The 21,507-nt window shown below is 32.7% G+C and carries 21 protein-coding genes; 15 read left to right on the plus strand and 6 right to left on the minus strand.

Annotated elements, in window-relative coordinates; all coding sequences use genetic code 11:
* Window positions 1-116: 116 nt before the first annotated feature.
* Complete coding sequence (locus OS188_RS04790) at window positions 117-2,345, plus strand: TonB-dependent receptor (protein WP_267147688.1); 2,229 nt, start codon at window positions 117-119, stop codon at window positions 2,343-2,345.
* Between the two features lie 137 nt (window positions 2,346-2,482).
* Here the strand turns inward: OS188_RS04790 and OS188_RS04795 are convergent, their stop codons facing one another.
* The gene (locus tag OS188_RS04795) at window positions 2,483-3,073 is read right to left on the minus strand and encodes a superoxide dismutase family protein (protein ID WP_267147689.1); all 591 of its coding nucleotides are present in this window, start codon (window positions 3,071-3,073) and stop codon (window positions 2,483-2,485) included.
* 136 nt (window positions 3,074-3,209) lie between these two features.
* On the opposite strand from OS188_RS04795, the gene hemN reads away from it, so the two are divergent.
* The 14 genes from hemN (at window position 3,210) to OS188_RS04865 (ending at window position 17,468) form a co-directional block, all read left to right on the plus strand.
* On the plus strand, window positions 3,210-4,574 hold the full coding sequence (gene hemN, locus OS188_RS04800) for an oxygen-independent coproporphyrinogen III oxidase (RefSeq protein WP_267147690.1): 1,365 nt from the start codon (window positions 3,210-3,212) through the stop codon (window positions 4,572-4,574).
* 19 nt (window positions 4,575-4,593) lie between these two features.
* On the plus strand, window positions 4,594-5,427 hold the full coding sequence (locus OS188_RS04805; protein WP_267147691.1) for a universal stress protein: 834 nt from the start codon (window positions 4,594-4,596) through the stop codon (window positions 5,425-5,427).
* Window positions 5,428-5,724: 297 nt separating this feature from the next.
* Complete coding sequence (locus OS188_RS04810) at window positions 5,725-6,228, plus strand: c-type cytochrome (RefSeq protein ID WP_267147692.1); 504 nt, start codon at window positions 5,725-5,727, stop codon at window positions 6,226-6,228.
* An 11-nt stretch (window positions 6,229-6,239) separates the two neighbouring features.
* Window positions 6,240-6,818 (plus strand): fasciclin domain-containing protein, encoded by a 579-nt coding sequence (locus OS188_RS04815; protein WP_267147693.1) that lies wholly within the window; start codon window positions 6,240-6,242, stop codon window positions 6,816-6,818.
* A 33-nt stretch (window positions 6,819-6,851) separates the two neighbouring features.
* Window positions 6,852-8,825 carry a Sec-dependent nitrous-oxide reductase gene (gene nosZ, locus OS188_RS04820; RefSeq protein WP_267147694.1) on the plus strand — a complete coding sequence of 658 codons (1,974 nt, stop codon included), beginning with the start codon at window positions 6,852-6,854 and terminating at the stop codon, window positions 8,823-8,825.
* 146 nt (window positions 8,826-8,971) lie between these two features.
* Window positions 8,972-9,586 carry a hypothetical protein gene (locus tag OS188_RS04825; RefSeq protein ID WP_267147695.1) on the plus strand — a complete coding sequence of 205 codons (615 nt, stop codon included), beginning with the start codon at window positions 8,972-8,974 and terminating at the stop codon, window positions 9,584-9,586.
* A 25-nt stretch (window positions 9,587-9,611) separates the two neighbouring features.
* A complete protein-coding gene (locus OS188_RS04830; protein WP_267147696.1) occupies window positions 9,612-10,046 on the plus strand; it encodes a nitrous oxide reductase accessory protein NosL in 435 nt (144 codons plus the stop codon).
* A 193-nt stretch (window positions 10,047-10,239) separates the two neighbouring features.
* Entirely contained in the window at window positions 10,240-11,496 is a 1,257-nt protein-coding gene (locus tag OS188_RS04835) for a nitrous oxide reductase family maturation protein NosD (RefSeq protein ID WP_416236504.1), read from the plus strand.
* The gene (locus OS188_RS04840) at window positions 11,483-12,190 is read left to right on the plus strand and encodes an ABC transporter ATP-binding protein (RefSeq protein ID WP_267147697.1); all 708 of its coding nucleotides are present in this window, start codon (window positions 11,483-11,485) and stop codon (window positions 12,188-12,190) included. The genes OS188_RS04835 and OS188_RS04840 overlap by 14 nt, the downstream gene beginning before the upstream one ends.
* Entirely contained in the window at window positions 12,183-12,965 is a 783-nt protein-coding gene (locus OS188_RS04845) for an ABC transporter permease (protein ID WP_267147698.1), read from the plus strand. Before OS188_RS04840 ends, OS188_RS04845 begins: the two co-directional genes overlap by 8 nt.
* A gap of 111 nt (window positions 12,966-13,076) precedes the next feature.
* The gene (locus tag OS188_RS04850; protein WP_267147699.1) at window positions 13,077-13,910 is read left to right on the plus strand and encodes a universal stress protein; all 834 of its coding nucleotides are present in this window, start codon (window positions 13,077-13,079) and stop codon (window positions 13,908-13,910) included.
* Between the two features lie 128 nt (window positions 13,911-14,038).
* A complete protein-coding gene (locus OS188_RS04855) occupies window positions 14,039-14,434 on the plus strand; it encodes a hypothetical protein (RefSeq protein WP_267147700.1) in 396 nt (131 codons plus the stop codon).
* Between the two features lie 102 nt (window positions 14,435-14,536).
* On the plus strand, window positions 14,537-15,388 hold the full coding sequence (locus tag OS188_RS04860; protein ID WP_267147701.1) for a hypothetical protein: 852 nt from the start codon (window positions 14,537-14,539) through the stop codon (window positions 15,386-15,388).
* 79 nt (window positions 15,389-15,467) lie between these two features.
* Window positions 15,468-17,468, plus strand: coding sequence for a TonB-dependent receptor plug domain-containing protein (locus tag OS188_RS04865; protein ID WP_267147702.1), 2,001 nt, complete (start codon window positions 15,468-15,470; stop codon window positions 17,466-17,468).
* A gap of 138 nt (window positions 17,469-17,606) precedes the next feature.
* Here the strand turns inward: OS188_RS04865 and OS188_RS04870 are convergent, their stop codons facing one another.
* The 5 genes from OS188_RS04870 to OS188_RS04890 form a co-directional block, all read right to left on the minus strand.
* The gene (locus tag OS188_RS04870) at window positions 17,607-18,308 is read right to left on the minus strand and encodes a sulfite exporter TauE/SafE family protein (protein ID WP_267147703.1); all 702 of its coding nucleotides are present in this window, start codon (window positions 18,306-18,308) and stop codon (window positions 17,607-17,609) included.
* Window positions 18,309-18,357: 49 nt separating this feature from the next.
* Window positions 18,358-18,804, minus strand: a complete 447-nt coding sequence (locus OS188_RS04875) for a FixH family protein (protein ID WP_267147704.1) — start codon at window positions 18,802-18,804, stop codon at window positions 18,358-18,360.
* A gap of 138 nt (window positions 18,805-18,942) precedes the next feature.
* Window positions 18,943-20,367, minus strand: coding sequence for a cytochrome c oxidase accessory protein CcoG (gene ccoG, locus OS188_RS04880; RefSeq protein ID WP_267147705.1), 1,425 nt, complete (start codon window positions 20,365-20,367; stop codon window positions 18,943-18,945).
* Window positions 20,368-20,448: 81 nt separating this feature from the next.
* On the minus strand, window positions 20,449-21,324 hold the full coding sequence (locus OS188_RS04885) for a cbb3-type cytochrome c oxidase N-terminal domain-containing protein (RefSeq protein WP_267147706.1): 876 nt from the start codon (window positions 21,322-21,324) through the stop codon (window positions 20,449-20,451).
* Window positions 21,321-21,506: a CcoQ/FixQ family Cbb3-type cytochrome c oxidase assembly chaperone gene (locus OS188_RS04890; RefSeq protein ID WP_267147707.1), complete on the minus strand. Its 186-nt coding sequence runs from the start codon at window positions 21,504-21,506 to the stop codon at window positions 21,321-21,323. The genes OS188_RS04885 and OS188_RS04890 overlap by 4 nt, the downstream gene beginning before the upstream one ends.
* Between the last annotated feature and the right edge of the window lies 1 nt (window position 21,507).

Below are 21,507 nucleotides of genomic sequence, written 5' to 3' on the forward strand. Positions count from 1 at the left end.
TATATGTTTTAGTGGTAAATTTTTAAAATGTTAAAGAATAGTTAAGACTTATAAGCTCTCTATTGTGTAATATTATTTTTACCAGTTAATTGCCTATCAGCTAAAGATTATTATTTATGAAGCATTTTTCTACTATCTTATTTCTCTTATTTTTTTATAATATCACTGCTCAAAACCTAAAAGGTGTTGTTAAAGACGAACAAAACCAGCCTCTCGAAGATGCTTATATTTATAACGCAAGTTCTTCTAGTCATGCGCATTCCATTGCAAACGGCTCTTTTGTTTTAGACAATAATAAACCTGGAGATTCTTTAAGTATTGGTTTATTAGGGTATAAGAAAACCTTTGTTGTTTTAGATGAAAACCATTTTAACAAGGGACTTGTAGTTGTTTTAAAAAGTAAAACTATTTTATTAGACGAGTTGGTGATTACTGAACAAATAGATGCATTAAATAGTATTGCAAAAGTAGATTTACATACCAATCCGGTAAACTCGTCTCAAGAAATTTTACGTAAAGTTCCAGGTTTGATTATTGGGCAACATGCTGGAGGAGGAAAGGCCGAACAGATTTTTCTTAGAGGTTTCGACATTGACCACGGAACAGATATTAATCTATCAGTAGACGGAATTCCAGTAAACATGGTGTCTCATGCCCATGGTCAAGGTTATAGCGATTTACATTTTATAATTCCCGAAACTCTAAATAATATTAACTTCGGAAAAGGACCATATTACGCCAACAAAGGCGATTTTACCACAGCTGGTTATGTAGATTTCAACACAAAAGAAGATATTGGTGCTAGCGAAATAAACTTTAGTTACGGACAATTCAATTCTTTAAGAACGCTTGCTATGTTAGATTTATTAGGAAACACGCCTAATCAAAATGCCTATGTAGCTTTAGAATATATTCAGTTTGATGGCCCGTATGATTCTCCACAAAACTTTAATCGTATTAACTTATTTGGAAAATATACGACTTATTTAAAAGGAAATGATCAGTTATCGGTCTCACTCTCACATTTTCAAAGTCGTTGGGATGCTTCAGGTCAAATCCCTCAAAGAGCTGTAGATAGTGGTTTAATTGATCGTTGGGGATCTATAGATGATACCGAAGGAGGAAACACATCTAGAAGTAATTTAAATCTCGAGTATAATTCGCAATTAGCCGAAGATTTACAGTTTAAATCTAATGTATTTTATTCGCAATATAATTTTGAGCTCTATTCAAACTTCACTTTCTTCCTTGAAGACCCAATAAATGGCGATCAATTAAAACAAAAAGAAGCTAGAGATATTTTTGGGTTTAATACCGAGTTTATTAAAGATTCTCATTTAGGCTCGGCAGATGCTAAATACACTGGAGGTTTTGGAATGCGTTACGATTTTGCAAACGATGTAGAATTGTCGCATACTGTAAACAGGAGTGAAACACTAGAATACATGGCCTTAGGAGATGTTAACCAAACCAATATGTATGCTTATATTAATGCTGAAATAGATTTGGGGAAATTTGTTATTGCCCCAGCATTACGGTTAGATTATTTTAAATTTATGTATAACGATGCTTTAGTTCCGGAATATGAAACTTTGTCTGAAACCAAAACTATTGCTAGTCCTAAATTGAATCTCTTTTTTAATCAAAACAAGAATTTGCAATGGTTCTTAAAGACAGGAATTGGTTTTCATTCTAACGATACCAGAGTAGTGGTACAGCAAAGAGGTGAAGATATTTTACCAAGAGCTTATGGTGCAGATTTAGGAGCTATTTGGAAACCTTTTCCCAAAGTAGTTTTTAATACAGCTTTATGGTATTTATTTTTAGAACAAGAGTTTGTTTATGTTGGAGATGGCGGAATTGTAGAGCCAAGTGGAAGATCCAGGCGTTATGGTTTAGACTTAGGATTGAGGTATCAAATAATGGATTGGTTATATTTTGATACAGATGCTACTATAAATAATGCAAGAAGTGTAGACGAACCTGCAGGAGAAGATTATATTCCTTTAGCACCAGATTTTACACTAAGTGGGGGTTTATCTGTAAATAGTTTAAACGGTTTTTCTGGCGCTTTGCGTTATCGTTATATAGATGATAGGCCTGCAAATGAAGATAACTCTCTAGTTGCCGAAGGGTATTTTGTAACCGACTTAAACCTGAGTTACCAATTTAAAAATAATCTAACTCTAGGTATAACTATTGAAAACCTTTTCGATACGGAATGGAACGAAACACAGTTTGCTACAGAAAGCAGATTGCAAAATGAATTAGAACCTGTAGATGAAATTCATTTTACACCTGGAACTCCATTTTTCTTTAAAGCTAATATTAGCTATAGATTCTAAAAGCTGAACAATTAAGACGATAAAGGCGCTTGTTAAAAAAAACGAGCGCTTTTGTTTTTTCATGTTGTTTTTTTAGTAAGAAAACAAAAAAAGCTACCAAAAAGGCAGCTTTTTAAAAATTATCAATCTAAAAGAGATTATTTAATAATACCTCCACAACTTACTCTTCCCCCAGCATCACCTGTTGGTTGGCTTGTAAAGTCGTCTACTCCTTCATGCACAATTACGGCTTTATTGAGTATGTCTTTGTTTGGGTCTCCACATCCAATACACCATTGATCTGTACTAAAAGTAATAGTAGCATTTCCATTTGCATCGGCTTCCATATTTCCTATGTCACCTTTATGGTATCCTTTAGCATCTCCCCATTTTCCATGAGGTTCATTTGTTGGGTTCCAATGTCCTCCAGTCGAGGTTCCATCTGCAGCAGAGCAATCTGCTTTTTCGTGTAAGTGTATGGCGTGAGTTCCTTCGGTTAAACCTTCAAAAACAGCAACCATAGTTACTTTTCCGTCTTCTTCAGTAAAAACAGCAGAACCTTTTACGTTGCTATCACTTTTAGGATTTAACCTAATTTTTAGTTTAGTAACCTCTTCTTCTTGGGCAGGTTCGGTTGCTTGTTCTTCAGTGACAGTAGCTTCTGCTTCTGTGTTTTCCTTTTTGTCGTTTTTACAGCCTATTGCTAGACTTATTGTTAACAATAGGGCGATTAATATTGGTTTTTTCATCTTGAAATAATGTTTATTTGTTTACTCAAAGTTAAGCAATTAATAGACGTTTTTAAAACTTTAGTCGCGCTAATATGACAAAAATCATATTTTACAATTCGGTTTAAATATACTTTTGCACCTTAATTAGTTAGGTATGAAGAACTCATTAATAAATAAATACAATGTAGCTGGCCCAAGATACACCAGTTATCCAACTGTTCCTTATTGGGATAATAGCACATTTTCTTCTAAATCATGGAAGCAGTCACTTATAAAATCTTTTAACGAGAGTAATAGTTCTGAAGGTTTAAGTTTGTATCTGCACTTACCATTTTGCGAAAGTTTATGTACGTTTTGTGGATGCAATAAACGTATTACAAAACGTCACGAAGTAGAGTCGCCATATATTACCGCGGTTTTAAAAGAATGGGATATGTATTGTAAATTATTTGATGGGAAACCTCATATTAAGGAAATTCACCTTGGAGGAGGAACGCCTACGTTTTTTTCTACAGCTAATTTAAAAAGACTGATAGATGGACTTTTAAGAAAATCCACATTAGCAGAAGGCTATGAGTTTAGTTTTGAAGGACACCCTAATAATACCACCAAAGATCATCTACAAACTCTTTACAATTTAGGATTTAAACGTGTAAGTTTTGGGGTTCAGGATTATAATGAAGTGGTGCAAAAAGCCATTCATAGAATTCAACCTTTTGAGAATGTGAAACGCGTAACAGAAGAAGCGCGAGAAATAGGTTACACCTCTGTAAGTCATGATATTATTTTTGGCTTACCATTTCAAACTATAGAACATGTAGAAGAAACCATCAATAAAACCAAAGAACTTATGCCAGATCGTTTGGCATTTTACAGTTATGCGCATGTACCATGGATTAAAGGAAATGGGCAAAGAGGTTTTAAAGAAGAAGATTTACCAAGTCCAGAAACAAAGCGTAGACAATACGAATTGGGAAAAAAACGTTTATCCGAAGCTGGTTTTGTAGAAATAGGAATGGATCATTTTGCTCTAAAATCAGATTCTCTTTATAAATCTATAGACCAGCATAAACTACATAGAAACTTTATGGGTTATACAGCTTCTAAAACAAAAGCTATGATTGGTTTAGGAGTTTCTTCCATTAGCGATAGTTGGTATGGTTTTGCTCAAAATGTAAAAGGCCTGGAAGAATATTATCATTTAATAGAAGAAAATATTATTCCTATTTATAGAGGACATCTTTTAAATGAAAAAGATTTATTAATAAGAAAACACATTTTAAATCTTATGTGTCAGTTCCAAACATCTTGGGACGAGAAAGAACTTTATTTTGAAGAGCTTCCTGAAGTTTTAGAAAGACTTAAAGAAATGGAGTCGGATGGTTTGATGGAGATTAAAGGAAACTCGATACAAGTTACAGAAAAAGGAAAACCATTTGTTAGAAACATTTGTATGGCTTTCGACTTATTGTTGCAAGAAAACATGCCGGAAACCCAATTGTTCTCAATGACTATTTAAAACCACACAACCAAAAATCATGAAAAAAATAATTGTACCAGTAGATTTCTCAGAGCAATCTGAATTTGCTTTAGAAGCAGCTGCCGTATTAGCTAAGAAAAATAATTCTGAAATTCTTGCTTTACACATGTTAGAAATGTCAAATGCAATTTTAACAAAAGCAGATGGCGCGAAGCAAATGGAAGCTATTTACTTTTTAAGACTTGCAGAAAAGAAGTTTGAAGACTTTTTGAATAAAGACTATTTAAAAGATATAAAAGTAACCCCAATAGTAAAACAGTTTAAGGTTTTTAGTGAAGTCAATGATGTGGCTAAAGAACATAAAGCCGATTTAATTGTAATGGGTTCTCAGGGAGCTAGTGGTCTTAAGGAAGTTTTAGTGGGTTCTAATACAGAAAAAGTAGTAAGACACTCAGAAGTTCCAGTATTAGTTATAAAACATAACCCAATCTTAATGGAGTTTGAAAATGTGGTTTTTGCTTGCGACTTTTCGGAAGAAGCCATAGAACAATATATAAGAGCAAAACAAATGATTGAAAAATTAGGAGCCACCATGCACTTGGTGTATGTTAATTTACCAGGTTCTAAATTTAAAAGCTCGGCAGAAATTGAAAAACAAGTGGCTAACTTTTTAAGAAAATCAGATGGAGGAATAGAAAAAATGCACGAAGTAAATTATGTTAATGATTATACTATTGAAAAGGGAATCTTAAATTTTTCAAACCTTATTGGAGCAGATTTAATTACTGTGGCAACGCACGGAAGAAAAGGAATTGCACATTTCTTTGAAGGAAGTATTTCAGAAGATATCGCCAATCATTCTACATTACCGGTAATGACTTTTAGAATGTAACATATAGAATTAATTGATAATTAATTTTGTAATTCTAAGCTCTGCATTTAGAAAGTAGTTTAGTAAAAATAATTAGTGTTTATAAAAGAGTTAAATTTTGGTTTAACTCTTTTTTTTGTTTCATCTTTTTTATTTATATTGATAATCAGTTTATTAAACTATAAGTCTCTTTGTTTGCATATAGTGGTAAAAAAAACATCTCATTTAGAAGATGTTTTTGTCCTAAATATGATTAATGTCATATTTTAATGTAAACTTAGCACTTACATTTGTCATATTAATAAAATAAAACACATCATGAAGTTAACACTAAAAATTTTTACCGTACTATTTATTTCACTACTAATGAGTTGTGGTGGAAAAGAAGAGAAAAAAGAAGAAACAAACACTTTCCAGAAAAAAGCGCCAGTAGAGAAAAAAGAAGCTCCTAAAGAAGCAGAGGTCGTACCTCCTTCTAAAAGGGTAGATTTAGTTAATAAAGGTGTAGGTCCAATTAAGTCTTTAGAATTACCTGCAGAAATAGACCAGTCTTTAGCTACAAAAGGTGAAGATATTTTCAAGAAAATGTGTACAGCTTGCCACAGACCAGACAAGAAATTTATTGGTCCTGCTCCAAAAGGAGTTTTAGATATTAGAACTCCAGAATGGGTAATGAACATGATCTTAAATCCAGAGGTAATGGTTAAAGAAGATCCTTTAGCTAAGGAATTATTAGTAGAGTTTAATGGATCTCCAATGGCTAACCAAAATTTAACTGAAGACGAGGCAAGAGCAGTACTAGAGTATTTTAGAACACTTTAATAATAACCAATATGAAAACAACAACCAACCTTAAATTTTTATTTACTATCTGTCTTGTTGTATTATTTGTAAGTTGTAAAGACAACAAAAATAATACTCAAGAAGAAAATGTAGCCGTACCTGCTTCTACAGAAGCACCAGAAAAACAAGGTCAAGCTTTTATTGAAGACGACGGATCAACACCTAATGTGCTTCAAATTGCTATAGGCTCACCAGACCATACAACGTTAGTAGCAGCCGTTCAAGCAGCTCATTTAGAGAATTCCTTAGTTAATGCTGGACCTTTAATGGTATTTGCACCAACTAACGAAGCGTTCGATGCTTTGCCAGCTGGAACAGTAGACGATTTATTAAAACCAGAGAATGAAGATGCTTTGGCTAATATTTTAAAATATCATGTTACTCCAGGAAATTACTCTCAAGACTTTTTGAAAAAATTTAAGAAGTTGGGTCAGGCAAATGGGCAAGATGTTGCTATTGTGGTAGAAGGTGACGACGTGTATGTAGGCGGTGCTAAAATTATTGCAAGTATCCCTGCAGGAAACGGAATTGTTCACGTAGTGGATAAAGTAATTTTACCAGCAAACTAATCTATAAATCAATTTAACTTAAACAATAGAATAATGAAAAAACCATTTAATATTTTATATTTCCTTATCATAGCTGCTGCAATGGTTAGTTGTAATAACGGGAATGGAAATGACAGTAAAAATAAAAAAGGGCAAGGTGGTCTTTCTACCAATGCGGCAGAGCGCGTTTACGTAGCTCCAGGTGAGCACGATGAGTATTATGGATTCTTCTCAGGAGGATATACGGGGAACTTAACAGTTTACGGACTTCCTTCAGGACGCATGTTCAAGGAAATTCCAGTATTCTCTCAATTCCCTACCAATGGTTATGGGTACTCAGAAGAAACCAAACCCATGTTAAACACTTCTTTCGGTTTTGTGCCATGGGATGATTCTCATCACCCTGATATTTCACAGACTAATGGTAAATTAGACGGACGTTGGATTTTTATAAACGGAAATAATACGCCACGTATTGCAAGAATAGGCTTGGAAACTTTTGAAACTGAAGAAATTATTGAAATTCCAAACAGTGCAGGTAACCACAGTTCATCTTTTATTACCGAAAATACGGAGTATGTAGTTGCAGGTACACGTTTCTCTGTTCCGGTTCCTCAAAAAGACATGTCTATTAAAGATTACAAAGGTAACTTTAAAGGAGCACTTACTTTTATTAGCGTTGATCAAGATACAGGAAGAATGGGAATTAAATTCCAGTTAATGATGCCTGGATTTAACTACGATCTTTCGCACCCTGGACGTGACAAGAGTCATGGTTGGTTCTTCTTTACTACCTATAATACGGAAGAAGCTCACTCATTATTAGAAGTAAATGCCTCACAAAACGATAAAGATTTTATTGCAGCCATAAACTGGAAGAAAATTGAGGAATACGTAAATAATGGTGGTGGAACAAAAGTTCCTGCTAAATACGCACATAACGTTTATAGTGATGAGAACCATACAGCTACTTCTACAATGATTGACGAAGTACTTTCGGTAAATCCTTTAGATGTTCCTGGAGCAGTTTACTTTTTACCAACTCCAAAATCGCCACACGGCTGTGACGTAGATCCAACTGGAGAATATATTGTAGGTAATGGGAAACTTTCTGCAGATTTAACTGTGCATAGTTTTACTAAGATGCTTGATGCTATTGAAAACGAGAGATTTGATGGAGAAGCTTATGGTATTCCAATCTTAAACTTTGAAGATATTTTGGCTGGTGTAGTTAAACAACCAGGTTTAGGACCATTACATACAGAGTTTGATGACAAAGGAAATGCATATACCACTTTCTTTATCTCTTCTGAGGTTGTTAAATGGAAAGTTGGAACTTGGGAAGTATTAGATCGTCAACCAGTATTCTATTCAGTAGGACATGGTATGATCCCAGGTGGAAACTCACGTGAGCCTTTTGGAGAGTACTTTGTAGCTATGAATAAGATTACAAAAGATCGTTACCTGCCAACAGGACCAGAGTTGGAACATTCAGCGCAGTTGTTTGATATTACTGGCGATAAAATGGAGCTTTTACTGGATTTTCCAACACATGGAGAACCACACTATGCTGCTGCTATTCCTGCTGACATTGTGGCTAAAAACTCTAAAAAAATATATAAGTTGTCAGAAAACGAACATCCTTATGCAACGCTTTCTTCTGCAGATGCCAAGGTAGAACGTAATGGTAAAGACGTACATATTTATATGAGTATGATCCGTAGTCACTTTACTCCAGACAATATCGAAGGTATAAAAGTAGGAGACAAAGTATACTTCCACGTTACTAACCACGAACAAGATTTCGATGTACCTCATGGTTTTGCTGTAATTGGTGCCAATAACTCTGAGTTATTGATTATGCCAGGACAAACAAAAACATTAGTTTGGGAACCAAAAAGAGTAGGGGTATGGCCATTCTATTGTACGGATTTCTGTTCTGCACTTCACCAAGAAATGCAAGGATACGTACGTGTATCTCCAGCAGATTCTAATATAGAATTATCTTGGTCTTTAGGCGAGGACTAGTACCTAGTTAATAACTAATATTATAAGTTTAGGAAAATTTTGTTTTAGTGTTTATTTTCCTACTATAAGGCGAGAGTTGATTTGTCGCTCTCGCCTTTCTTTTTTAAACGCTATTAACTGAATGGTTAATTTAATTTGATATTACTATGAAAAAAGCAGGAATAATTATGATAATTGGGTCCTTGCTATTATTGGGGCTTTTTAAATTTCCTTTGTGGAACATCATGCTTGGCGCACCGCAATATCCAGATCCTCTAGGAATGGATATTTATATTGAGGGAATTCAAGGTGTAGAAGAGTTTGATATACAGAATATAGATGGTCTTAATCACTATATTGGTATGAGGCCAATTCCTAAAGTTGAAGATATGTGGGAGTTTGAAGTCTTTCCACTTGTAATTGGAACTATGGTTGCTCTTGGAGTAATTATAGGTTTACTAGGTTTCCTAGGGAAACTAAGTTACAAATGGTTTTTAGGCTGGTTTGTACTTATGTCTATACTTGGAATTTTGGGTATGTACGATTTTAATTTATGGTTAATAGATTACGGGACTAATTTAGATCCAAAAGCTATTATGAAACTTGAAAACTTAGATGGTACACCTATGACATATAAGCCACCACTTTTAGGATATCAAAAAATGCTTAATTTTGATGTAGATTCATGGCCAGGTACAGGCGCTTATATGATTTTTCTAGGAATGATACTTACTTTAGTAGCGTTCTTTGTTGGAAAAAATGAATCTAAAAAAGCAGTTTAATTATCCATTACTAAAATTTATACAGATGAAACAGTTTATTTTTCTGGCTATTATAAGTCTTTTGTTGTCTTCGTGTAATGTTAGCCCACAGCCAATAAATTACGGCTCAGATGCTTGTCATTATTGCGATATGACGATTGTAGATAGACAACATGCTTCACAATTAGTAACATCCAAAGGGAAAGTATATAAATACGATGCTATTGAATGTATGGTTCATGCTTTACAAGATGAATTTAAAGATACAGAAATGGCACATTATTTAGTGGCAGACTTCCGTCAACCTGGGGAGTTAATAGATGCTACAAAAGCTACTTTTTTGGTGAGCAAAAAATTACAAAGCCCAATGGGAGCAAATCTTTCAGCCTTTTTAAATAAAGATGCCGGAGAGAAAGCCCAAGAAGAATTTACAGGTGATATTTATACTTGGGAAGAAATTCAGAATCATCTAAAACTTTAAAATAATAAAAAACTTCAGCAGTTTCTTTATGGTTAAAATACCATCAATACTTGCTGAGGTTTTTTTATTAAATTTGTTTTCTGGAAGATTCAATTTTATAGAGTTCAAGTCTTTAAACTTCATTAAAATCTGTATCTTCAAACTTTATTTTATCTCGCGAGAGAATGACTTAGCATTGATAAATTTTGACTTCATTTTGAAAAAAAAACACAACACATTCTTCTTCATAATTGCATTGTTGTTTTGTACAAGTGTATGGACACAAACAACAACAGTTTGTGCTTCTTGCGACATAACAACAATTCACGAAGCATTACAACAAGCGTCTGACGGTGATACAATTCTAGTAAAAAAAGGAATCTATAAAGAAGCCAATTTAAAAGTTAATAACAGTATAACCTTAATTGGAGAAGATTTTCCAATTATAGATGGTGAAGAAAAGGGAGAAGTTATTACCATTGGTGCCGATAATGTTACGCTAGATGGCTTTAAAATTATTAACGTAGGCGTAAGTTATACTACAGACTATGCAGCTGTGAGGGTTGTAAATAGTGAAGGCTTTATTATTCAGAATTTAGAGTTAGAAAAACTCTTTTTTGGAATCTATCTTCAAAAATCAAAGAATGGAAAAGTATTAAATAATAAGGTAAAAGGAGAAGCCGTAACTGAATTTAATTCCGGAAATGCCATCCATTTATGGTATTGTAAAGATGTGGAAGTAAGAGGGAATGATGTCCGTAAAGTTCGAGATGGTATTTACCTTGAATTCTCAGACAACATAAGTATTATAGATAACTTTAGTAAGAATAATATACGCTATGGTCTTCATTTTATGTTTAGTAACAAAAACACGGTTATTAATAATGTTTTTGAAACCAATGGAGCAGGAATAGCTTTAATGTTTTCGAAATTTATGGAAGTTGAAAATAATATTATTACCAAAAACTGGGGTACAGCATCATACGGATTACTGTTAAAAGAGGTTAACGATGCCAATCTTATTAACAACCACTTTATTGAAAACACCGTGGGAATTACGGTAGAAGGAAGTAACCGTTTAGTGTATAGTAATAACGATTTTATTAGTAATGGTTATGCCATTAGGGTAAAAGGTGCTTGCTATGAAAATCAGATTATTGACAATAACTTTTTATATAATTCTTTCGATATTTCATATAATGGAAGAATTAACGATAATAAATTTAATAATAATTTTTGGAGCAATTATACCGGTTACGATCTAGATAAAGATGGTATTGGAGATGTTCCTTATAGACCTGTAAAATTGTTTTCTTATATAGTGAATAAAACCCCGGAGACCATAATTCTATTACGAAGTCTATTTATTGATCTCATAGATTTTTCAGAAAAAGTATCTCCAGTGTTTACTCCAGACGATTTAATGGATGAAAACCCAAGAATGAAACGCATTGAGCATGATAGAAATTAAAAATTTACATAAAAAATTCGGAAAGAATCAAGTCTTAAGTGGTCTTGACCTGGAAATTGGAGAAGGCGGAATTTTTGCTGTATTAGGTCCAAATGGCTCCGGAAAAACAACACTAATAAAGTGTTTGTTGGGAATGGTAATTCCCGATAAAGGAACTATTTCTGTTTTAGGTGAAAATATAAAAAATAGCTCTGATTATAGACATAGAATAGATTATTTACCTCAAATTGCTAATTTTCCAACTAACTTAAAAGTTAAGGAATTAATTACAATGATTAAAGACTTACGGGGTAAAACAGATTTGGATAAAGAACTAATTAGTCTTTTTAAATTAGAACCTTTTTTAGATAAAAAATTAGGAAACCTCTCTGGAGGAACTAAACAGAAAGTAAACCTTGTGTTAACTTTTATGTTCGATAGTCCTTTAGTAATTTTAGACGAGCCAACATCTGGTTTAGATCCAATTTCGTTAATTCGATTAAAAAAATTAATCCAGGCAGAAAAAGCTAAAGGAAAAACAGTATTGATTACCTCGCATATTATGAGTTTTGTTGAAGAGATTTCAGATGAAATTGTATTTCTTCTTGAGGGTAAAATATACTTTAAAGGAAGTATTAGTGAGCTTAAAAACAAAACCAATCAACCGGATTTCGAACATGCTATCGCATCCATATTAACAGACAATCATGCTTAAAATTTTAAAATATAGTTTTTACGATTTAATGCGAAGCCGTTGGAGTTACGTGTATTTTGCATTTTACTTATTACTTGGGGTTGTTTTGTTGTTTTTAAACAACGACCTATCTAAAGCTGTAATTACACTTATGAATGTTATTATTGTTTTAGTGCCACTAATAGGAACCATTTTTGGAGTTATGTATTATTACAACTCCAAAGAGTTTACAGAGCTCTTATTAGCGCAGCCCTTAAAAAGATCTTCCATATTTCTAGGGCAATATCTGGGAGTGGCTATTTCTCTGTCTATGAGTTTAATTTTAGGTTTGGGAATTCCGTTTATTTTTTACGGTTTGTTTAAATCTAATGCTATCTGGGATTTCTCCTTATTACTAATTACAGGAACTTTTTTAACTTTTATTTTTACTGCCTTAGCTTTTAATATTGCCTTGTCTAACGAAAACAGAATTAAAGGTTTTGGTTATGCCATTTTATTATGGTTATTTTTAGCTATTATTTATGATGGTATTTTCTTAATGTCGCTTGTTATTTTTGAGGATTATCCTTTAGATAAATTGTCCTTAATTGGAACCATGTTAAACCCTATAGATTTATCTCGGACACTTATTTTATTAAAGCTTGATATCTCGGCATTACTGGGTTATACAGGAGCTGTGTTTAAACAGTTTTTCGGAACAAATTTTGGACTAATAGTTTCAATCAGTATGCTTACAATTTGGATAATTATGCCTGTTTTAAGAATCATTTTTAAAGCTAAAAAGAAAGATTTTTAGTCGATTTTTCGTACCTTTGGTTAGAGCACTATTTATATATTAATTAGAGCTAAGATTATTAAAATAAGTATCAGAAATACTAAATATTATCAACACTAAAACCTATCAAAAATGAAAAAGATTATTGTTCCAATAGATTTTTCCGATCAATCAGAGTATGCGTTGGAAGCGGCTGTTAAAATAGCCAAAAATAGCAATACTGAAATACTGGCATTACACATGTTGGAAATGTCTAATGCTGTGCTTAATACTTCAGATTCAGAACAACAACAAAAAGCAATTTTCTTTTTAAGACTTGCTGAAAAAAGGTTTACAGAGTTTTTAGATAAACCCGTTTTTAAGGGAGCCAAAATTACGCCTATAGTTAAACACTTTAAGGTGTTTAGTGAGGTTAATGATGTAGCTAAAGAACACAGCGTTGATTTAATTATTATGGGCTCGCAAGGAACTAGCGGATTGTCAGGAATGTTTGTAGGTTCTAATACGGAAAAAGTAGTAAGACACTCAGACATACCTGTATTAGTTTTAAAAGATAGATTTAATAAAGATATCTTTAACGATGTTGTTTATGCCAGCGATTTCTCATTGGAATCAGTAGATGTTTATAAACGTATGTCTAAACTATTTCAAGGTTTAAATACCAAACTGCATTTGTTATATGTTAATTTACCTTCAGATAGATTTAGAAGCAGTAATGAAATGGAGCAGACTGTAAGCGATTTCTTAATGCAAGCCGAAGGAAACCATTCGAAATTAAATGATGTTAATTTTGTATCCGATTATAGTGTTGAGAAAGGTGTTTTAAATTTTGCTAATAAAATTGGAGCAGACTTAGTAGCTGTTGCAACCCATGGAAGAACGGGAATAGCACATTTCTTTGAAGGAAGTATCTCAGAAGATATTGCAAATAGATCTGTTTTACCGGTTATGACCTTTAAAAGATAAAATACTATTTTTCTATAATAAAACTAAAGAGCTAAATCCTGAATTTTAGCTCTTTTTTTATTTTAAATAAGAATAAATAAAGTGACTTAAATCATGTTTTACAAAGGTATTCTTGTGTAAATTTGCGTATGATTTCATCAGTAACTCATAAAATAACAGCTTTTATACTTGTGTTTATATTATTTGCACATAATATAAACACGCTGGTTATTGTAGGAGAGTTTCTTGTAAATCAAGATTTTATTGCTAAAACCTTATGTATTCAAAAAGATAATCAACAAGGTTGTAATGGTAAATGTCAATTAGCAAAACAACTTGTAGAAAACGAGCTAGATTCTAATAGTCAAATTCCAGCTCAAGAAAGCAAAAGAATCGCTTTAGATGTGTATTTTGTTTCAGATATCAATACCATAGAATCGCAATTTATAGAATACAAATTACCTCAAGTTTTATTAATTCATAAGTCGTCTAAAATCGTAAAAACGTTTTTAGAGATCGATACGCCACCTCCCATTTTTAGTTAATTTTTCTTATTAGATAAACTCCCAGAGTTTAAGCAGTTACTAACCTATTTTTAGATGTTAGCCTAATTTGCTACACGAAATTTTAAACTAAAAACACACAAAATGAAACTAAAATATATATTACCAATTCTATTTATTGCCTTGTTTTCAACTGCCTGCTCATCAGACGATGATAATAATGACCAACCACCTGTAATTAATGAAGTAGAAGGATTAACAAAGATTCAAGATTTTACAAATAACAATCATACCATTGAATTATGGAGTGAAACCGGACATTTTAAAACAGGTTATAACGATATAAGTGTTAGAATTAAGGATAACACTAGTAATAGCTTTTTCGAAAATTTTACAATAAACTGGATGCCAGTAATGGAAATGCCAAGCATGGAACATTCTTGTCCTAAATCTACTATTGAAAAAGCACCAGGAAAGAATACGGTTTACCAGGGATATATTATTTATCAAATGACGAATTTGGATGGATCGGGATGGTCTTTAACTTTAAATTATACTATTGATAATGTAGATTATACGGTAACAGATACAATAACAGTTACGCAAAACTACAATCAAAATGTAACTACTTTTAAAGGGAGCGATGATGTAAAATATGTCTTGGCCTTAATAGAACCACAATCGCCAAAAATTGCTACAAATATTATGAAAGTAGGTTTGTATAAAATGGAAAACATGATGTCTTTTCCTATTGTAGAAGATTACACGATTACGCTTGACCCAAGAATGCCGGATATGGGTAACCATAGCTCTCCAAACAATACAGATTTAACCTATAGAAGTGATGGCATGTATCAAGGAAACCTTTCTTTAACCATGACAGGGTATTGGGTTTTAAACCTACAACTTTTAGATGAGACAAATACTGTTTTAAAAGGTGAAGCAGTAACCTTAGAGAATCCGCAAAGTAGTGTTTATCTAGAACTGGAATTTTAATTAAAAAAATCTTATTAAGGTATTAAAGACAGGTTGGTATTAAAAACAGCCTGTCTAAATATCTCCTAAACTTATTTCCATGATAAAATATATATTATTTGGATTTGGTTTCCTCTTTACTGCGCTAACATTTGCACAAGAACTGGAGGCAACCGTCGACAAAGATACCACCCAATTAGAAGAAGTTATTCTTATTGGCGAACGCAAATTAAGTAATTACAGACAAGAAAAAACCTTATCTAGTATAGACGATTACTTAGAGAAATCGAATAAAGTAACCATGATTAAACGAGGAAACTATGCCTGGGAACCATCTTTAAACAATATGGACAGCCAACGTTTAAGCGTAACTATAGATGGCATGCAGATTTTTGGTGCATGCACGGATAAAATGGATCCAATTACCTCTTATGTAGACGTATCTAATCTTGAAAAAGTAAGTATTGGGTCTGGTCAAGAAGGAACCGAAAATGGGCACTGTGTTGGTGGAGGAATCGATTTAAAACGTCCTAAATCTAAGTTTAATGGCTCCGGATTTAAATCTGGAATCGATTTGGGTTATGAAACTAACGGAAATTATAAAACTGCTGGATTGAATGCAGAATACGTTGGGAATAAGTTTTATATAAATGGAGATGGAATTTTTAGAAAATCGGATAATTACGATGCTGGAGGAAATGAAGAGGTGCTTTATTCTCAATTTCAAAAATATAATATCTCTTTAAAAGGAGGTTATAAACTTACCGAAAAACATACTTTAGATGCAGATGTTATCTACGATAAAGCTACAGATGTTGGTTATCCAGCATTGCCAATGGATGTTTCCTTAGCCGAAGCTTTAATAACCTCTTTAACACATACCTATAAAAACGATTCTACCAGAATTAAATCTTGGGAATCAAAACTATACTTTAATACCATTACACATATTATGGACGATTCTAAACGTCCAGATGTACCAATTAGAATGGATATGCCAGGTTGGAGCGATACCTATGGGTTTTATACAAAAGCTACTTTAACAGAGAGTAAACACAACTTGTTAATTAATTTAAACGGGTTTTATAACCGCTCTTTAGCCGAAATGACTATGTATCCAAACAATCCAAATCAACCAGCTATGTTTATGTACACTTGGCCAGATATTAGAACCTTATATACCGGAGTTTATATAAAAGATGCTTTTGCATTAACAGATGAGAAAACCATATCAGCATCTGCACGTCTGGGCTATCACAATAATATAATTGCCGAAGAATCTGGCTTAGAAAGTTTGCAAATATTTTATCCAGATTTAACCGATTCTAAGAGTAGAATGCTGATGAGTTTATCTGCAGAATATAAGGTAAAGAAAGACAATTACGATGCCACTTTTGGTTTAGGTTATGGCGAAAGAGCGCCATCTGTAAGTGAAGGTTATGGCTTCTTCTTATTTAATAGTTTCGATAATTACGATTATATAGGTAATCCAACTATGAAAAATGAAAAGTCTTTAGAAGCCAATATAGCAGCTAATTATTATATAAATAATTTTAAAATAGGCTTTGAAACATCATATTTTTATCTCACGGATTATATTATTGGTGAGCTGGATGAATCCATAAGTCCTATGACTATTGGTGCCGATGGCGTTAAAGTTTATTCTTCGTTACGCCATGCTAATATCTTTGATTTTTATGTGAATTCTTCTTATAAGATTTCAGATGCCTTTTCAGTAAACGGAACCGTGGGGTATAATTATGGGAAAGGTAGTAATAAAGAAAACCTTCCTTTTATAAAACCATTTTCTTATTTAGCTGAGGTTAATTACACCAGAGATCTTTTTAATGCAGCTTTACAAATAAATGGAAATGGAAATCAATCAAATTACAGTAGTTTTTATGGAGAAAATGAAACGGCATCCTATGCTGTTTTAAACCTAAACTTAGGAAACGTGTTCTATATAAAAAATAATAAAATGGTCTTTAAATATGGTATTGAAAACATTTTAGACACTAATTATTCTACTTATGCAGATTGGAATAATATTCCTAGACAAGGTCGTAATTTTTATATGAATGTCTCCTATATCTTATTTTAAATAGATGGTTTATGTGAAGGTTATTTTTTCTTCAAATGTTTTTATATAAGGATAGATTTGAAATAATCTTCAGAGCGGTAAGTTAACAAAGAAGAGTTTTTTTGTTGACTTTTTGCTTTTATAGCTATTCTAATTTAATTAATCGCAATCAATCTCACCTTCAACCATTTCAACAACAGGAGCAGGGGAGAGGTAAGGAATTCCTAGACCTAAACCACGTACTATAAATAAAAGACCTATAATAACTACAAAAATGGGAACAGCTTTTTGAATACGTTGTTTGATATTGGCATTTAGAAATTTCCCCAGATAAATGGCAGTGGTCATTAAAGGAACAGTTCCTAAACCAAATAAAAACATATACAAACTGCCTTGTAAAGCACTTGTGGATGCTAGAGATGCAAAAACGGCCATATAAACCAAACCACAAGGTAAAAAACCATTTAAAAAACCAATAGTTAAAAAGGTGTCTGCAGACTTCTTCTTTAAAGCTTGTCCTAAACCAGACTTTACTTTAGAAATGAGTTTATAAATGGGTTTTGAGAAATTGTATTTATTAAATATTCTTGTAGGTGTTAGAATAACTACAATCATTAAAACTCCAATAGCAATGGATAATTGTTGTTGAAAACCAAATAAATATAAACTCTTACCAACAAGTCCAAATACAAGTCCTATAATACTGTAAGCTAATAACCTTCCAAAATGATAGGTGGAAATTTGAGCTATTTTCTTAACCGAATTACTTCTGTCTACAGGCAACATAAAGGCAATTGGCCCACACATACCTACACAGTGGAAACTTCCTAATAATCCTAATACAAGGGCAGACCAAAGCATGATATAAGTAAAGTTTTAAAAACGGGTTATTCTATAGTCTACATGAGACTTAATACATAATCTCCTTTTTATACAAATAGGCATTATCTTGATATTTCCAATCTACTTTAAGATTCCATCTGCCTTCCAGTAAAACCTTATTCTCTATAAGCATGGTATTATTGCTAATTGAAATAGGTAATTCGAAATCTAATTTTTTATTGGATGTTCTGTATAAAAATACGGTTCCAGTAATGTCTTGAGTATCTAAATTATCAGGAAATGTTATTAGCAGACCATCCTCTGTTTTTGTAGAACTCACATTTTTAACTAGATTTCTAGAGTTTTTTTCTCTATCTATTTCATCTTGAAAGCCTAATTCAGCTTTATAATATTCCTCGACTACTAAGTCATGATCGTATGTACTATCTGTATTTACTTTTATAATAAAATACATGATAAAGCTAATAAAACCAATCATAGCAATTACAATACCTGTTCCCCAATTTATTTTCATAATCATTTCCCACGAAAGTGAGAATCTCTTTTAATTAAACTTAATTTTTTTAAAAACCTACAAGCGTTTTAGGTTCTTGAAGGTTTTCATTATCCACGACGTGTACTGTTTATTGAAAACTTACACTGCCTACAATTTTTAATTATAACTTCTAGGCGCTAAAAAGTTAACTGTAGTGGTTTCAATTAATTCGTTGCCACTGTAAACTTCAATGGTAAGTTTGTTCTTATCTCCGTCTAGGTTATTTTTATCTATTTCAATAAATAAAGTACCCTCGGCCATTCCTTGTTCTGGAACAACAAATGTGTCCGAATTTGAAACCAATTTTATTTCACCTTTATATTTTTTTAGTTTGAAGTTTATATTATCAACAGGTCTTGTAGTTTTGTTTATTAGTTTGTATGTAAATACATTACTAATTATATCTCCTTCCTTATGTTCATATAACTGTCCTGGCAGTCGTAATACACGTGCTTCAATATCGTTTCTCAAAGATAACATTCCAAATAGAACACCAGTTAACACCAAAAGAACAGCGATATAGCCTTTCATTCTGGCAGTAACTTTAAATTTTTCTTTCTTTTCAATTTCATCTTCACTTGCATACCTAATTAATCCTTTAGGTAGATTAATGCTCTCCATAATATGATCGCACTCATCAATACAAGCGGTACAGTTTACACATTCTAATTGGGTCCCGTTTCTAATATCTATTCCTGTTGGACAAACATTTACACATTGAAAACAATCAATACAATCTCCATGACCAAGAGCTTCTCTGTCTTCTCCTTTTCTAAATTTCTTTCTACCGTTTTCGCCTTCACCACGTTTATGGTCGTAGGCAACAATAATAGATTTGTTGTCTAAAAGCACTCCTTGTAGTCTACCATAAGGGCAAGCAATAATACATACTTGTTCTCTAAACCAAGAGAATACAAAGTAGAAAATAGCAGTAAAAATAATTAGAGGAAAAAGTGTTCCAGTATGCTCTAATGGCCCATCTATTACGTATTGTATTAGTTTGTCGCTTCCAATTAAATAGGCTAAAAATATATTAGCAATGAAAAAAGAAATGAGTATAAAAATAAACCATTTTAGACTGCGCTTTCTTATTTTTTCGGCATTCCATGGTTGGTTGTCTAGACGACGTTGTTTATTTCTATCGCCATCAATCCAATATTCTATTCTACGGAAAACCATTTCCATAAAAATGGTTTGAGGACAGATCCACCCGCAAAATATTCTTCCAAAACTTACTGTAAATAGGGCAATAAAAATAACTCCGATAATCATGGAGATTACAAAGAGATGAAAATCTTGGGGCCAAAATGGAAATCCAAATATATTAAAGCGTCGCTCTAAAATATTGAATAATAAAAATTGATTGCCATTAATTTTAATAAATGGAGCAGCAATTAAAAAAAGTAAGAGAACATAGCTAACTATTTTGCGATATTCATAAAATCTTCCACTTGGTTTTTTAGGATATACCCAGGCGCGCTTTCCGTCTTCAGTTAATGTGCCTAAGGTGTCTCTAAATGCTTCGTTGTCTGGAGTTTCCATAACTTTATATTAAGCATCAAGAATTAAGACATATGGTTGGAAGATGTGGCCTTAATTCTTGATTTAAATGATGTAAATAATTTATTCTGTCCAGATATCACCCTCTGCTTCTTTTGGTTTTGCAGGAGTAGTACCTTGAAATTGTAGAACATAACTTGCTACTTGAGCAATTTCTGATGGTTTTAAACTTTGTTTCCAGGCAACCATACCTTTACCGGCACGGCCCCCTTCAGAGATAGTTTTAAATATATGGCTTATTCCTCCACCCAGAATCCAATGTTCATCGGCTAGGTTTGGCCCTATTCCACCGCCACCATCGGCCATATGACAAGCAACACAATTGACTTCGTAAATTGCTTTTCCATTACTTAAGTCGGAGGCACTTGTTAAAACTTCAACCGTATTAAAATCCACTAAATCTTTAGCTGTTTTTTTGTATTCTTCTATGGCTATTTTGGCTTCGGCGTATTCGGTTTCTAACTCGTCGTATTGCGTATATCCGTCAAATACTTCAAATCTAACTAAATAAATAACCGCAAAAACTATTGACGCATAAAATCCATATAACCACCATGGTGGAAGATCGTTATCGAGCTCTTTTATACCATCGTAATTATGATCTAATACAATTTCGTGTTCTTCGGCCATTGGCTTAGAACCTAAAGATTTTTTGTAAAGAGATTGAATTTTGGTTATCCATTTAGAAGTTTGTGGCTTTTTAGCGTCGTATATAGCTTTAGCTTCATCATCTAAACTCTGATAAAGAATGTTACCTAAAGAATTAACTATAGCTTCTATGGCTACTAAAACAAAAAGAACAAAAACATAAAACAGTAGAACCATAGGATACTCTACAAAAGCAGGCATTCTACCTGAATTTACGAAGTATTCTACTAGCGCAAAAATAATAAAGAATAAAACGGGTACCCTTACCCATGATGGGATTGATTGTCTCATAATATTTGGTCTTTTTGGTTATCTAATGGCATGTCGCTTACTTCTTTGATGTATTCTTTTTTGGCTGTAAAAACCCAGTAAAATAAACCTACAAAGAAGGTGAAAAATATCAGTAAGGAAATGATAGGGAAAATTTCAATTCCCGCTATACTATCCATATAATTTTTTGCGAATTTTAACATG

Origin of the sequence: Xanthomarina sp. F1114, from assembly GCF_026410255.1 — a bacterium.
Lineage (GTDB): Bacteria > Bacteroidota > Bacteroidia > Flavobacteriales > Flavobacteriaceae > Xanthomarina.

What these genes read in the sequence shown, in the direction of transcription:
- OS188_RS04870 (WP_267147703.1), bottom strand. Translation starts at nt 18,308, where the DNA reads ATGCTTTGGTCTGCCCTTGTATTAGGATTATTAGGAAGTTTCCACTGT.
- OS188_RS04885 (WP_267147706.1), bottom strand. Translation starts at nt 21,324, where the DNA reads ATGAGACAATCAATCCCATCATGGGTAAGGGTACCCGTTTTATTCTTT.
- OS188_RS04790 (WP_267147688.1), top strand. Translation starts at nt 117, where the DNA reads ATGAAGCATTTTTCTACTATCTTATTTCTCTTATTTTTTTATAATATC.
- OS188_RS04865 (WP_267147702.1), top strand. Translation starts at nt 15,468, where the DNA reads ATGATAAAATATATATTATTTGGATTTGGTTTCCTCTTTACTGCGCTA.
- OS188_RS04830 (WP_267147696.1), top strand. Translation starts at nt 9,612, where the DNA reads ATGAAACAGTTTATTTTTCTGGCTATTATAAGTCTTTTGTTGTCTTCG.
- OS188_RS04825 (WP_267147695.1), top strand. Translation starts at nt 8,972, where the DNA reads ATGAAAAAAGCAGGAATAATTATGATAATTGGGTCCTTGCTATTATTG.
- OS188_RS04795 (WP_267147689.1), bottom strand. Translation starts at nt 3,073, where the DNA reads ATGAAAAAACCAATATTAATCGCCCTATTGTTAACAATAAGTCTAGCA.
- OS188_RS04805 (WP_267147691.1), top strand. Translation starts at nt 4,594, where the DNA reads ATGAAAAAAATAATTGTACCAGTAGATTTCTCAGAGCAATCTGAATTT.
- OS188_RS04815 (WP_267147693.1), top strand. Translation starts at nt 6,240, where the DNA reads ATGAAAACAACAACCAACCTTAAATTTTTATTTACTATCTGTCTTGTT.
- OS188_RS04840 (WP_267147697.1), top strand. Translation starts at nt 11,483, where the DNA reads ATGATAGAAATTAAAAATTTACATAAAAAATTCGGAAAGAATCAAGTC.
- OS188_RS04860 (WP_267147701.1), top strand. Translation starts at nt 14,537, where the DNA reads ATGAAACTAAAATATATATTACCAATTCTATTTATTGCCTTGTTTTCA.
- OS188_RS04875 (WP_267147704.1), bottom strand. Translation starts at nt 18,804, where the DNA reads ATGAAAATAAATTGGGGAACAGGTATTGTAATTGCTATGATTGGTTTT.
- hemN (WP_267147690.1), top strand. Translation starts at nt 3,210, where the DNA reads ATGAAGAACTCATTAATAAATAAATACAATGTAGCTGGCCCAAGATAC.
- OS188_RS04855 (WP_267147700.1), top strand. Translation starts at nt 14,039, where the DNA reads ATGATTTCATCAGTAACTCATAAAATAACAGCTTTTATACTTGTGTTT.
- OS188_RS04845 (WP_267147698.1), top strand. Translation starts at nt 12,183, where the DNA reads ATGCTTAAAATTTTAAAATATAGTTTTTACGATTTAATGCGAAGCCGT.
- OS188_RS04890 (WP_267147707.1), bottom strand. Translation starts at nt 21,506, where the DNA reads ATGTTAAAATTCGCAAAAAATTATATGGATAGTATAGCGGGAATTGAA.
- OS188_RS04810 (WP_267147692.1), top strand. Translation starts at nt 5,725, where the DNA reads ATGAAGTTAACACTAAAAATTTTTACCGTACTATTTATTTCACTACTA.
- ccoG (WP_267147705.1), bottom strand. Translation starts at nt 20,367, where the DNA reads ATGGAAACTCCAGACAACGAAGCATTTAGAGACACCTTAGGCACATTA.
- OS188_RS04850 (WP_267147699.1), top strand. Translation starts at nt 13,077, where the DNA reads ATGAAAAAGATTATTGTTCCAATAGATTTTTCCGATCAATCAGAGTAT.
- nosZ (WP_267147694.1), top strand. Translation starts at nt 6,852, where the DNA reads ATGAAAAAACCATTTAATATTTTATATTTCCTTATCATAGCTGCTGCA.